The organism is Agarivorans litoreus (assembly GCF_019649015.1).
GTDB classification, from domain to species: Bacteria; Pseudomonadota; Gammaproteobacteria; order Enterobacterales; family Celerinatantimonadaceae; genus Agarivorans; species Agarivorans litoreus.
The window spans coordinates 1,308,712-1,321,779 of sequence record NZ_BLPI01000001.1; the positions used below are offsets into that span (position 1 = coordinate 1,308,712).

Sequence of the window (13,068 nt, forward strand, 5' to 3'; positions counted from 1 at the left end):
AAAAAGGCGCTGACTTTAACTAAAAAGCAGCACCTTTTTTAAACCTTGAAACAGTTGTTTAGTACTAAGTAAATAGCTGTTGCCAAGTATTGGTGACGACACTTAGATCTTGCTTAAACTCGGCCTTTTTGGCCAAACGCGGCACACCTTGCAGGCCACAGCGGTGACATTCGTCGCGAATATCCAAGTAGCTTTGGGTAAGCCCTTGCGCCTGTTCAGGTTTGAGCAAACCTAGTTCGGCGCAGCTTTCAAATATTCTTACGTTATCCGTCCATTTACTTAATTCTGGATAGTGCTGAGTATGTAATAACACCAAGTATTGGGCGATAAATTCAATGTCTACCATGCCGCCAGGAGATTGTTTGAGATCCAGAACGTCTTCAGTTTCTCGGCTTAAATGTCCCTGCATTTTACTGCGCATCTCTTGCACTTGCTTTGCTAGCTCTGCAGCTTCGCGTGGCTGAGCTAAAATTTTATGGCGAACTTGGGCGAAACTCTCAGCGAGTTCTGCATCGCCATAAATTACTCTGGCGCGCACTAGCGCTTGGTGCTCCCAAGTCCACGCTTCCTTCACTTGATATTGCTCAAAAGCTTCGATGGCGGACACCAATAAACCAGAAGCACCTGAAGGACGTAAGCGCATATCTAGTTCATAAAGCACACCTGAAGCGGTGCGAGTATTAAACAAGTGCATAATGCGTTGCGCCAGTTTTAAATAAAACTGCTTACTGTCGATTTGTTTTGGCCCATTGGTATAGGTGCTGCTATCGCTGTTATGTAAAAACACCAAATCTAAATCGGAGCTATAGCCAGTTTCAATACCACCAATTTTTCCGTAACCCACTACCGCGAAACCGCGTTGTTGCTCAGCTAAATGCTCTGGGTAACCATGGCGCTCAACCATCTGGCTCCAGGCTTGCTCAACCACCGCGTTTACTATTACTTCGGCTACTGCAGTTAAGTGATCGCTCACTTTCATTAGCGGCAGTGCACCGGCAATATCGGCGGCAGTAATACGCAGCTGCTGAATTTGCTTAAACTGACGTAGCGCCTCCATTTGCTGTTCCATGTCATCGGGCGGAATACGCAACATAAACTCTCGGAGCTGCTGGGCGTAACTGTCTTCGCTAGCGGGGTTGTACAGTAGCTTAGGATCGAGTAATTCATCCAAAAGAATAGGAAAACTCGCCAGCTTTTGCGCCAACATAGCACTGCCTGCGCAGAGCCTTAATAGCTGCTGCAACGAAGCTGGGTTTTCGGCTAACAGCTCTAGGTAAGCGGTTCTTGATAGAATTCGCTCAAGCAATACCATGACCCGTGGCAATACCAAACTGGTTTGAGGATGCTCGAACAGCTGCTGCAACAAACTTGGCATCATCCGCTCTAGGGTTTGGCGACCGCGCTGACCAATTTGGCGTTTCTCAACAGCGTGCATAAAGTGGTACATGGTTTCTACGCGGGCTTTTTGCTCTTCCTCGCTACAAACATGTTTGTTCATCAAGCTTGCAAGCGCTTGTCTATCTGCGCCGCAATGCCATAGATCATCGTACTCTTGACCGGCTTGATGCTCTTCATGCTCTTCTTCGCCAATGGCAGACTGGAAGCAGTTATTCACTTGTGCAAGGCGTTGCTGGAGCTGCAGATAAAACCCCTCCCAATCACTAAATCCCATAACCCTAGCAATACGTTGTTGGTCATGCTCAGTATCTGGCAAGGTTTGGGTTTGTTGGTCATCTATTTGCTGCAAAATATTTTCTACCTGACGGAGATACAGGTAATGCTCACGCAGCATGTCAATTTGAGCTTCACTCAACTCGCCGTGCTCTGCAAGCTGAGCCATCGCTTGCAGTAATGAGCGAGTTTGCAGTACCGGCTCACGCCCACCACGAATAAGCTGAAAAGTTTGTACAATAAACTCAATTTCACGAATCCCGCCCGAGCCTAGTTTAATATTGTCGCGCAAGCCTTTGCGGCGGATTTCGGAGTTAATCATTGCCTTCATCGAGCGCAGTGCTTGAATAGCACTAAAATCGATGTAGCGACGATAAACATAAGGCTTAAGCATGGCTTGAATATCTTGGTCGAAGCGCAGGTCTTGGTTAATCACTCGCGCCTTAACCATGGCATAGCGCTCCCAATCTCGGCCATGATGTTGATAATAATCTTCAAAGGCTGCGTAACTCACCGCCAAGGGACCAGATTCTCCAAAAGGCCGTAAGCGCATATCTACCCGAAATACAAAGCCATCTACAGTGGTTTGATCAATCAGTTGAATAAGCCGCTGCCCCATGCGAATAAAGAACTGCTGATTGGCAATACTACGCCGGCCACCTTGGGTTTCTCCGTTCTCGGGAAAACAAAAAATCAAATCGATATCAGATGAAAAATTAAGCTCTCGCCCGCCCAACTTACCCATACCAATTACCACTAATGGCTGCGCATTGCCCTCGGCATCGCTTGGTGTACCTGACTCACTGCAACAGCGTTTGTATAACCATTGATTAGCACAATCTACGCAGCTATCAGCCACAGCCGATACTTGGGCAAAACTGTCGGTTACAGCCTGCTCAAGAAGTAAGTCGCGCCAAGCAATAAGCACCATTTGCATACGGCGGAACTTACGCAGTACCTTTTTAGCGCCATCGTCGGTAATTTGCTCAGCCAACTCGGCACCTAGCTGCTCGCGCATTTGCTGTTCATTTAAGGGGTGATCTAATAATTGTTGTTGCCAAATATCGGCTAGTAGGGTTGGCTGGCTAATGCAGCTTCGGGCGATAAAATCACTCAAAGCAAAAGCTGTTTTACTCTGCAACTGTTGTTGGAGGTCTAGTTGCTCTAATAAATTTGGCGCTAACTCGATAAGGCGCTCCCAAGATTGTTCAGCAATAGTAGATAGCTTGCTAGGGACAGGAAGAGTACTTGGCATGATGAAGAAAACCCGAATCCAAAATTTAGTTTAATATCATCATGATTCATGCTTGAGTACAAGCCAGATCGCAGGGAGTGTAAGCCATATCAAACTGCCGCATAGGCTATGCCACAAAACTGAGCAAAAATGGACTTCACCTAACAATTGTGAGCAGGAAGAAACTGTTGCTTGATAGAATTGGCGTATATTAAAATTAGCGCCTCTCATCCTGCGGAATCGATACATGAAAACGCGAATCAATGCCTTTGACCTAGTAATGCTTTTACTGTCACTAATAGCTATTGTAATTGTTAGTAGCTTGCTCTTTTACCCTGCAGATTCTCAACTTAAAGTCTTACTGATCAATCTAGATACACTTATTTGCGTAGTATTTATTTTGCATTTTGTAGTGAGTGCTGCTCGCAGCCAATCTCCACTGGGTTATTGCAAACACCATTGGATAGATCTAGTAGCAAGCATTCCCATGGTTGAGAGTCTGCGCTTGTTGCGTTTTTTCCATGCACTAAGGCTAATTAAAGCCTTGAGCGCAGAGCGTCACCTGCTGGCAAACTTAAAGCACCGCCGAGTGGAGTCAACTGCAGCCACTATCTTGTTCACCCTATTGATGATTATTTTAGTAGGCTCTATTAGTATTTTACTCACTGAACAAGACGAAACGGGTAGCCAAATAAGCAGTGCTGGCGAAGCGCTATGGTGGGCAATTGTAACTATATCTACGGTTGGTTATGGAGATTTTGTACCGGTCACCGATGCTGGTCGCATTATCGCTGGTGTGATGATCTTAACTGGTGTCGGCTTTTTTGGGGCAATATCGGGTTTAATTTCTACTATTTTGCTTCGTGGTAAATCTCACTCTGAGAGTCAAGTTGAACAATTATTATTAGAGCAACAAAAAGAATACCAGCAACTAAAACAACAGTTGAGTAATATTCAGCAGCAGTTAAATGAGCTACAACAGAAGCCTCATTAAGCGCAGGCTTAATTAACTACCTCTCAGCTCTAGCCAAGCATGGGCTAGCGCTTCGTATGCGGCGGTATCAGCCTTACTTATATGGCTAAGCCGCGGAATAAAACTTTGCCAGGTAAACCCAGCGTGCCAGTTCTTTACCTGATAGTAAGTAGGTGCTGCAGTAGGATAGAGCCCCTGCATGGCAAATAAGCGCATCGCCCTTGGCATATGCGAAGCTTGAGTAACTAAGGTTAATTGAGTATTCGGGTAAAGCCTGGCAATGTTGGCGGCTTCTTCAGCAGTATCTTTAAGCTGATAGCTACGAATTAACCGAGATTCGGGCACCCCCAAAGACAAGGCCAGTTTGGCAAGCATATCGGCATGCTGCACCCCACTGCCTTCGTTATCACCACCCGATAATAAGATTTTTACTTGCGGTTGTTGGCGCCATAAACGAACAGCCTCAAGCACTTTAACTGCGCCACAAGGCAACACCTGACTAGATAGCGGCTGATTGTCATCTTGATAATGTAAACAGCCCAATACCACGATTATTTGCGTATCTGGTGGCAGAGAATGTAAGCCGTTGTATTGCTTTTCCCAGTGATAAAGAAGCGCGCCACTTATCGGATATAAGCTTAAACAAAACATCAATAACAAGCTAATTACGGCGCAGCTGCGGGCTAGTAGCTTATGGCCGCGTAGTCCGAGAAAAATGGCCAACAACAATAGCAGCCAAAGAGAGGTACTGGGCATCGCCAATACGGTGAGTAGTTTCTTTAATACAAAACCGTCCACAGCTTACCAATACACCGCTTGTTGTAGCGCTTGCTGGCGAGAAAACTCTAAGGCATCCAGTAAGGACTGCTCTTTACGCTGCACCCATTTTTCAATGGCTTGCTGTAACTCAGCATCCAGCTCTGGCAATAGTTCTCGCATCGGTTTAAACAAACTCAGTTCTTCAATGCCCGATAGAATATCTACCCAAGGCAAGCGGAATTCTTGGCGCAGCTCTTGGTCAAATAATTCACCCACACACATGCCCACCAGCAGGTTACGTCGCAGCTTAGTGGCTTGTTTCATATAAGCATTACAATCAAGCTGGGGCTCAGCTAAAGGCGACTGTTGCAAGTAATCCCAACTGGTTTGTAACATTGCTTTGGCTAAATTATGAATATTCTCTTGTTGTAGAGCTTGGCTGTGCTGCCATTTAGCTTGATAAAGCCAGCGGGTTATTTTTAACATTAAACTACAGTAACGAGCACTATGCATGAGTTGATAAACATCATCGGGTTGCGGCAATTCATGCTGACGCTGTTGCAGGGTTTTCAATAAAGAGCGTTGCTGAGGCAACTTCTTAATCAATGCGCCCCGTTCGGCAGTCAGTTTATTTAAACTGGCGGCTTGCGTTAACCACGTAAACTGTTGGCGCAGCCAACGTAATTCATTAAGCCAAGCGCATTCTACTAAATCGCGCTCACTAAACATTTTGCAGGCTTGAAACAACATTTGCACCGCTAGAGAGACTTGCTCTAAAGCGGCAAAACTTCGCTGCTCCACAAATAGCTGTTCGTGGTATTGCCAATGCTCGAGAGCACCAGCAAAAATCCGACTTAAGCATTCACTCGTATTATCTGCATCACTTAGTTTAATCGCAGTTAGGGATTTAACTTGTTGCAGATGTGTCGTCGCCAGCATATACCCGCGCTGAGCTTTGCTAATGTTTGCTAAACGTAAACCTTCTATCGAGGCAATGTCGCTGGCAAGTTCAAAAAGCTGGCTAATATCGCCTTTCACAAACTCTAGTTCAATTTCACATATAGCTTCATGCTCGCTACCAGCGGTAAGCGAACCTTGGTCGAAAGCGACCTCGATTAAAGTATCGTTAGGCAGGTCAACCAACCAAGTTTGTCTATCAAAGGTGGTGGTGAACAAAGGGCTTAATTGCTTATTAAGACTAGAAAGATCGGCACCGGCAGGCCATTCAACCTCTTCAAACAAGGTTAATTGCGGTTGATTAGACTGAACCACACAATTGTATTCGGGACGCTGATGTAAACCACCAACACTTAAACCATCGGTTTTAATGGTTTGAACATTGTCGCCATCGCCACTGCGAATACGTAAGCCCATGCCCCAACGCATCAGTTGACGATCATCAGTATCAAAATAAACACTGGTGAGGGTTTTCACTTCGGTTTGCAGCACACTATACTGATTTAGCCGACCAAGTAACACAGAGGCACATTGAGGTGTAGCTAAGAGCTTGATTTCAATTTCATTGTTCATGGTTTATCCATGTGGGCTGATGCAACAACCGGCTCCCTGTGGTTAGTTTTCATACAAAACATTTGATGCAGCTCAAGTTAAAAGCAAGAATTTGTAAGATAAATGCTTGCAACTAAACTCGGCTACGTTACCATGCGCCTCGCAAAAAATATATCCTTTGCATAGCTAATTGGAACTGAGATTATGTCCGGAAATACAATTCTAGGTTTGTTTGCAAAATCGCCAATTAAACCTCTAGAAGAGCATATCAATGTAGTACACGAATGTTGTGAAGGCTTAGTACCTTTCTTCGATGCAGTACTGAATAAAGACTGGAAAACCGCGGCTAAGCGTCGCAGAGATATTTCAAATTTAGAGAAAGAAGCAGATCGCATGAAGCGTGAGATTCGCTTGAACCTACCTGGTGGTATTTTCATGCCAGTAGAACGTTCAGACGTACTCGAGCTACTTACTCACCAAGATAGAATTGCCAATAACGCAAAAGATATTTCGGGCAGAATGCTAGGCCGAAAAATGGAATTACCGCCAAAACTTGCGGAAATGTTCATGACTTACTTAGCACGTTGCTTAGATGCGACCGGTAAAGCTAAAGAAGTGATCAACGAACTAGAAGACCTACTAGAGACCGGCTTTAAAGGCCGTGAAGTAGAACTAGTGAAAAAAATGGTACACGAACTCGATATTATCGAAGACGATACCGACGCACAGCAAATCAAAATTCGTCGAAAATTACAAAAGCTAGAAAAGAAACTAGATCCTATCGACGCAATGTTCCTATATTTCATCATTGAAGCTATCGGCGAATTAGCCGACCAAGCGCAGCGCGTTGGTGCTCGCTTAGAACTGATGATCTATCGCTAAACAAAGAAAATACTTAGGTAACTCCAATGGAAATTCTTGCAACTTACGGCACTACGCTGATTATTATTGCGGCCGTTTTTGGCTTTGTTATGGCGTGGGGTATTGGTGCCAACGATGTAGCCAACGCTATGGGTACATCGGTAGGCTCTAACGCTATTACCATTAAACAAGCGATTATTATCGCGATGATCTTTGAGTTTGCCGGCGCTTATTTGGCGGGTGGTGCGGTAACCAATACCGTGCGTAAAGGCATCATTGATTCTGGCGCATTTGTTAATACCCCTGAACTACTAGTATTCGGTATGATTGCCGCATTGCTTGCAGCGGGTACATGGCTATTAATTGCTTCTTACAACGGCTGGCCAGTATCAACCACGCACTCTATTATTGGCGCCATCGTTGGTTTTGCCGCAGTAGGTGTAGGCACTGAGGCTGTAGAATGGGCCAAAGTGGGCGGCATTGTAGGTAGCTGGATTATTACTCCGGCTATTTCAGGTGTATTTGCTTACTTAATTTTTGTAAGCGCCCAGAAGCTGATCTTTGAACATGAAAACCCACTAGATGCTGCTAAACGCTACGTGCCAGGTTACATGTTCCTAGCTGGCTTTATGATGGCGCTAGTAACCATTAAAAAGGGCCTTAAACACATTGGTTTAGAACTAAGCAGTGTTGAAGGTTACGTTTGGGCAGTAGCCGTTGGCGTATTGGTTGCTATTGTAGGTAAGGTGATTATTAGCCGCCTAAAAATCGATCCTAAAGCCGATCGTCAAATGCACTACACCAACGTAGAAAAAGTATTTGCGGTACTAATGGTAATTACCGCTTGTTGTATGGCTTTTGCTCACGGTTCAAACGACGTAGCCAATGCTATTGGTCCTTTAGCCGCAGTTGTTAGCGTAGTAAACAACAACGGTGAAATTGCCGCAAAAGCCGCACTAGCTTGGTGGATATTACCACTAGGTGGTTTAGGTATTGTGGCCGGTTTAGCCCTGTTTGGTCACCGCGTAATTGCCACTATTGGTAAAGGTATTACCCACCTTACACCTAGCCGTGGTTTTGCTGCAGAACTCGCTGCTGCAACAACAGTAGTAGTTGCCTCAGGTACTGGCTTGCCAATCTCTACCACTCAAACCCTAGTAGGTGCGGTGTTAGGTGTGGGTATGGCACGTGGTATTGCCGCGCTTAATCTCGGTGTAGTACGTAGTATTGTAATATCTTGGGTAGTAACGCTGCCTGCCGGTGCTGCACTATCTATCGTGTTTTACTACATTATGTTGGCTATTTTTAACTAGTTACCCCCTAAACTAGTTAACTTTACTCACATTAACAACGTTGCTGGTTGAGACTAGTAACGTTGTTTCGTACACTAACGGCGAAACTATTCTAAATAAAGAGATTCGCCGTGATCGTCAGAACCTTATCTGCTGCTATTTTATCGCTTGCCCTCGCCCTCCCAGCTTTTGCTCAAACTCGTTACATCTCTGATGACTTGTATGTCTTCATGCATTCTGGCCCTAGCAACCAATTTCGTATAGTAGGTAGCGTAAATGCGGGTACTAAAATTAATCAGGTTGAATTCAACCAAGAAAATAATTACGCCAAAATTGTCTTAGAAAGTGGTCGAGAAGGCTGGGTAGAAGCTAAATACCTTAATCGCTCTCCAGGCTTAGCCACACAACTAGAGCAAGTTAAAAGCCAGCTAGAAAAAAGCCAAACGGCACTGAAGCAACAACAGCAAGACAGCGGTGCAGCATCGGCAGAACAAGCTGCCCAAATTGAGGCACAGCAACAGCAAATTGAACAACTGCAGCTTACTAACGATCAGTTAAACGAGCAGCTTGCTCAAATAAGCCAGCAAAATAACGCCATTCAACATGAGTTAGACACCAAAGATGAAGCGGTGCAAATGCAATGGTTTATGCGTGGTGCAGGCGTAGCGGGTATTGGTTTAATTCTAGGCATATTGCTGCCAATGATCCCACGTCGTAAAAAACGCGATAATCAGTGGATGTAATCACTGTTGCTTTTCCCCAACAAAAAAGGCGCTTAGTGCGCCTTTTTTTATTATACCAATCACACTAAGTCAGTGAGCAGAAATAACGCAAGAAAAACACTCGAGAATAAGCCAGGATTTTTCGATAAGTAGTTATTATATAAACAAAAATCCTAAGGCAGTTATCGAGCATCTTAACCAGATAGAATGAGCTGTTACTTAGTTCGATTGATATTAGCCCCAATCTGATAAGGCATTAAGCCGGCACAGATTGCCTGCCACCCGCAATACAATATCATCCAAGCGAATAGCCACCAACTCAATGTTCTTATTGACAAAATCCCCCTCTACCAACTCTTTATCATTAAGAGTGACATAACGGCGAGCAGGATCTGAGGAAAACACATGTGAATTAAAAGTTATCGCTGGAACCAGTTTTTGCACTTCAGGGTCGAGAGCACCTAGCATTGGTACATCATCATAATTACTGGGATCAAGTTCTTCAGCCCAACTTAAGGTATTGGTTGCTTGCACAGCCGCGGCAAAACGTTGCTCTAAGCCCTTTTCTTCTGCCGAGTTAGGTTTAGCAGGCGCTGACTGCTGCACTGGTGCAGACTTACTGGCAACCACATTAGAGCTGGAGTTTAGCGTAGCCATTGGCTCTGGCGCTTGGTACTGCGGAATAGGTGCATTTAATAAGGTTTCAAACTGTTTTTGGCGTAGTGCCAGCAAATCAACCTTTTCTAGCCCTTCTAAGAGAGGCAAAGGCAACAGCTCAATCTCTAACTTAGGCTCAACCACCCGAGAGACCCGCATTATTGGTTTGGTTTCTAGCTCTTTAGTTACAGGCTGAACCGCAGCTTCAACCTTAGTCGCTGCAGTATCTGTATTTGATTGCTGCCACAACCAAAAACCGCCAGCGCCTAAAGATAAGGTGAGTACCGAACTTAGCACTGCGGTTAATACTGGATTAACTGACGAGGGTGCAACTAAAGCAACCGCTTCGCTTGGCTGACTGCGGCGCTGTGCGTCTAAAATACTGGACATTAGTTCAACTCCTGCAAGCGCGGTTGGTCAACGTAAATCTGTTGGTTAAGACGTAATAAAGTAAATACACCAGCTATACCGTCAGCACTCAAGCGATTTTGCTGCTGGAACTGCTGCACCTGGCGGCTTAACTGAGCATCAAAGTTAAAGATTTTGCGTGGACGCTGTCCTTGAATTAACGACAAGCTTTGCTCCAACCAATAAACTGCTTCGCCTTGGTTGCCCTGTTTAAGCACCCCAGTAAAGCCTGGGGGTTGCTTCCAAAGAACCTGAAACTCGCCGTTCCAACGTTGGTTAAACCAAGAGCTGCTAACCATAATTGCGCGGTCACCCACCCATAGTTCTAATTTAGGCCCCCAATGGCGCACCACCGCATAAAAGTAATGACCGTCTTCTTCTAGTTCAACCACCGCAGGAAGGTTCACTTCTCGCAGTGCCCGCTCGCCGCCTGTAAGGTTTAAACAATATAGATCTAAGCTTGTTACTAGGTTGCAGTTTGCTTGCGCATTCGCCACATCGTAACCCCAAGTACGCAACAATAATTGCCATGAGCGCGCTGGCAAACTGTTATTCGCTCGTAGTTGCTGCCACTCTTGTTTAATTGCTTGAATGTCATCTTGGTTTTGTTCAAGCTCTGGAGCAGGCTCTACAGCAACAATCTCGGCTGGGCGCTCAACAACTGGCGCAGCTATCGGCTGGTTTTCGATTTCAACTACTGGCGTTTGCTGCAAGATAAACCAAGCCGCCACAATCAAGCAGCCTAATAAAGCGCCACTCAATACATAGTTAAGGTTAAAACTTTGAGGCTTAGGCTCGCCTAAGGCCACCTCTTCAATCGCTTGGTTAAGCGCTTTTTTGTCTACCTGCATTTGGTCGCGGCCGTAGGCAGCTAACAGCGCACGGTCGCATAGTAAGTTAATCACTCGCGGAATACCGTCGGCAGCCTTAAACAGCTGCTTAATCACCGAGGGGGCAAATAGAGGACGTTCACACCCCGCCACCATTAAGCGATGGCGCACGTAGGCTTCTACTTCATTTACGGTTAATGGCAGCAAATGGTAACGAGCGGTAATACGCTGAGCCAATTGGCGTAAAACAGGTTGCTTAAGCTTTTGTTGCAGTTCGGGTTGACCAATTAATACCACCCGCAATAACTTGCGCGTATCGGTTTCAAAGTTGGTTAATAGCCGTAACTGTTCGAGGACTTCTACCGACAAGTGCTGCGCTTCATCAATCAGCAGCATAGTATTACCACCTTGGAAGTGGTTCTCTAACAAGCGCTGGCGGATCGCATCACCAAAATCTTTTACGCTAAAAGAGTCACGGTCATATTCTATGCTCAGCTCGTCACACACCGTGGCTAACAACTCTAGTTCGGTAAGGCTTGGGTTTAACACCAAGGCCACTTGGGTATTATCGGGCACTTGTTTAAGCAAGGCGCGCGATACCGTGGTTTTGCCGGTACCTACTTCACCAGTAAGCAATACAAAGCCACCAGTCTCGCCCAAACCAAAAGTAAGGTGCGCCAAGGCTTCTTTATGACGTTCGCTCATAAACAAGAAATCAGGGTTTGGCGCTATCGAAAAGGGACTTTCCTTTAAGCCAAAGTAATCCAAATACATTAAACCGCTATCCTTTCACCGATTATGGCTGCCACTTATATGACAAGTCGCAATCCAAGCCCTATTGAGCATTGATAGGTGTATAATACCCCCACGCGAGGCGTTTGTGGATATTAGTTAACGAGGAGTGATAAGTGGAAACCTATTTAGTCGGCGGAGCAGTAAGAGATCAACTACTAGGTTTACAGGTAAAAGACCGCGATCACGTTGTGGTTGGCGCCACTCCCGAACAAATGCTGAAACTTGGCTACAGCCAAGTAGGTAAAGATTTCCCGGTATTTTTGCATCCTCACAGCCAAGAAGAATATGCATTGGCGCGCACCGAGCGTAAACAAGGCACAGGTTACACTGGCTTTAGTTGTGATTTTTCCGATGATATTCGCTTAGAAGACGATCTCTTACGCCGCGACCTTACCGTAAATGCCATTGCCCGAGCAGAAAATGGTGAGCTAATTGACCCTTACGGTGGCCAACGCGACTTAGACGCAAAGCTACTACGCCATGTATCGCCCGCCTTTGTAGAAGATCCACTGCGAGTATTACGAGTGGCCCGCTTTGCCGCGCGTTTCCATCACCTAGGATTTAAAGTTGCCGATGAAACCATCGAGTTAATGCAAGAAATTGCTCACTCGGGCGAATTAGCCAGCTTAACCCCAGAGCGTATTTGGCGAGAACTAGAAAAGGCGCTTGGCAGCCAATCACCACAAGTATTTTTTGCAGTATTGCGAGAAGCGAACGCACTGGCGGCCTTAATACCAGAATTGGATGACTTATTTGGAGTACCAGCCAGTCCCAAATGGCACCCAGAAATAGACACCGGTATTCACACTTTAATGGTAATAGAGCAAAGTGCTAAACATGGCTATAGCGACCTAGTGCGCTTTGCAGCCTTGTGCCACGACTTTGGCAAAGCCTTAACCCCTGAAGAAAAGCTGCCCTCTCATCCAGGCCACGGGCCTAAGGGGGTAAAGTTAATTAAAGCCTTTTGCCAACGCATTAAAGTACCTAACGAGTACCGAGATTTAGCGCTACTTGTCGCTGAGCACCACATTACCATTCACAGCGCTTTGGAACTTCGTCCCGAAACTATATTAAAGCTGTTTAACCGCTGCGATGCTTGGCGCAAGCCAGAGCGTTTTACCCAAATATTAGAAGCTGGCGTGGCCGATATTCGTGGTCGTTTAGGCTTTGAACAAAACGATTACCCTGCTTACAACTATTTGCTATCGCAACTCGAGGTAGCCAACAGCGTGAATATTCAAGCCATTGTGCAACAAGGTTATAAAGGTGAGGCAATTCGTGAACAGGTGCACCTAGCGCGGCTTAAGCTGATTAAGCAAGAAAAACAGCGTTATTTACAGCATCTTGAGCAATAAGC

The 13,068-nt window shown here is 45.6% G+C and carries 10 protein-coding genes; 5 read left to right on the forward strand and 5 right to left on the reverse strand.

Annotated features, from left to right (window positions below; genetic code table 11):
- Positions 1-64: 64 nt before the first annotated feature.
- Complete coding sequence (gene glnE, locus K5L93_RS06100) at positions 65-2,926, reverse strand: bifunctional [glutamate--ammonia ligase]-adenylyl-L-tyrosine phosphorylase/[glutamate--ammonia-ligase] adenylyltransferase (protein WP_220718920.1); 2,862 nt, start codon at positions 2,924-2,926, stop codon at positions 65-67.
- Between the two features lie 226 nt (positions 2,927-3,152).
- On the opposite strand from glnE, the gene K5L93_RS06105 reads away from it, so the two are divergent.
- Positions 3,153-3,899: a potassium channel family protein gene (locus tag K5L93_RS06105; protein ID WP_220718921.1), complete on the forward strand. Its 747-nt coding sequence runs from the start codon at positions 3,153-3,155 to the stop codon at positions 3,897-3,899.
- Positions 3,900-3,911: 12 nt separating this feature from the next.
- Here K5L93_RS06105 and K5L93_RS06110 read toward each other — a convergent pair whose 3' ends face one another.
- Positions 3,912-4,676 (reverse strand): YdcF family protein, encoded by a 765-nt coding sequence (locus tag K5L93_RS06110; RefSeq protein ID WP_220718922.1) that lies wholly within the window; start codon positions 4,674-4,676, stop codon positions 3,912-3,914.
- Between the two features lie 3 nt (positions 4,677-4,679).
- Positions 4,680-6,167: a CYTH and CHAD domain-containing protein gene (locus K5L93_RS06115; protein ID WP_220718923.1), complete on the reverse strand. Its 1,488-nt coding sequence runs from the start codon at positions 6,165-6,167 to the stop codon at positions 4,680-4,682.
- Positions 6,168-6,350: 183 nt separating this feature from the next.
- Here K5L93_RS06115 and K5L93_RS06120 point away from each other — a divergent pair, with 183 nt between their 5' ends.
- The 3 genes from K5L93_RS06120 to K5L93_RS06130 all read left to right on the forward strand — a co-directional run bounded on the left by K5L93_RS06120 (position 6,351) and on the right by K5L93_RS06130 (position 9,042).
- Positions 6,351-7,028 (forward strand): TIGR00153 family protein, encoded by a 678-nt coding sequence (locus tag K5L93_RS06120; protein WP_220718924.1) that lies wholly within the window; start codon positions 6,351-6,353, stop codon positions 7,026-7,028.
- A 26-nt stretch (positions 7,029-7,054) separates the two neighbouring features.
- Positions 7,055-8,320, forward strand: coding sequence for an inorganic phosphate transporter (locus K5L93_RS06125; RefSeq protein ID WP_220718925.1), 1,266 nt, complete (start codon positions 7,055-7,057; stop codon positions 8,318-8,320).
- Between the two features lie 110 nt (positions 8,321-8,430).
- A complete protein-coding gene (locus tag K5L93_RS06130; RefSeq protein ID WP_220718926.1) occupies positions 8,431-9,042 on the forward strand; it encodes a TIGR04211 family SH3 domain-containing protein in 612 nt (203 codons plus the stop codon).
- Between the two features lie 213 nt (positions 9,043-9,255).
- On the opposite strand, the gene K5L93_RS06135 is transcribed toward K5L93_RS06130, so the two are convergent.
- Together K5L93_RS06135 and K5L93_RS06140 are read right to left on the reverse strand one after the other, a co-directional pair.
- Complete coding sequence (locus K5L93_RS06135) at positions 9,256-10,068, reverse strand: general secretion pathway protein GspB (protein WP_220718927.1); 813 nt, start codon at positions 10,066-10,068, stop codon at positions 9,256-9,258.
- Entirely contained in the window at positions 10,068-11,690 is a 1,623-nt protein-coding gene (locus tag K5L93_RS06140) for an ExeA family protein (RefSeq protein WP_220718928.1), read from the reverse strand. Before K5L93_RS06140 ends, K5L93_RS06135 begins: the two co-directional genes overlap by 1 nt.
- 134 nt (positions 11,691-11,824) lie before the next feature.
- Here K5L93_RS06140 and K5L93_RS06145 point away from each other — a divergent pair, with 134 nt between their 5' ends.
- Positions 11,825-13,066: a multifunctional CCA addition/repair protein gene (locus K5L93_RS06145; RefSeq protein ID WP_220718929.1), complete on the forward strand. Its 1,242-nt coding sequence runs from the start codon at positions 11,825-11,827 to the stop codon at positions 13,064-13,066.
- Positions 13,067-13,068: the final 2 nt, after the last annotated feature.

Coding starts and splice junctions, on each gene's coding strand:
- K5L93_RS06125 (WP_220718925.1), top strand. CDS start 7,055: ATGGAAATTCTTGCAACTTACGGCACTACGCTGATTATTATTGCGGCC.
- K5L93_RS06105 (WP_220718921.1), top strand. CDS start 3,153: ATGAAAACGCGAATCAATGCCTTTGACCTAGTAATGCTTTTACTGTCA.
- K5L93_RS06120 (WP_220718924.1), top strand. CDS start 6,351: ATGTCCGGAAATACAATTCTAGGTTTGTTTGCAAAATCGCCAATTAAA.
- glnE (WP_220718920.1), bottom strand. CDS start 2,926: ATGCCAAGTACTCTTCCTGTCCCTAGCAAGCTATCTACTATTGCTGAA.
- K5L93_RS06135 (WP_220718927.1), bottom strand. CDS start 10,068: ATGTCCAGTATTTTAGACGCACAGCGCCGCAGTCAGCCAAGCGAAGCG.
- K5L93_RS06140 (WP_220718928.1), bottom strand. CDS start 11,690: ATGTATTTGGATTACTTTGGCTTAAAGGAAAGTCCCTTTTCGATAGCG.
- K5L93_RS06115 (WP_220718923.1), bottom strand. CDS start 6,167: ATGAACAATGAAATTGAAATCAAGCTCTTAGCTACACCTCAATGTGCC.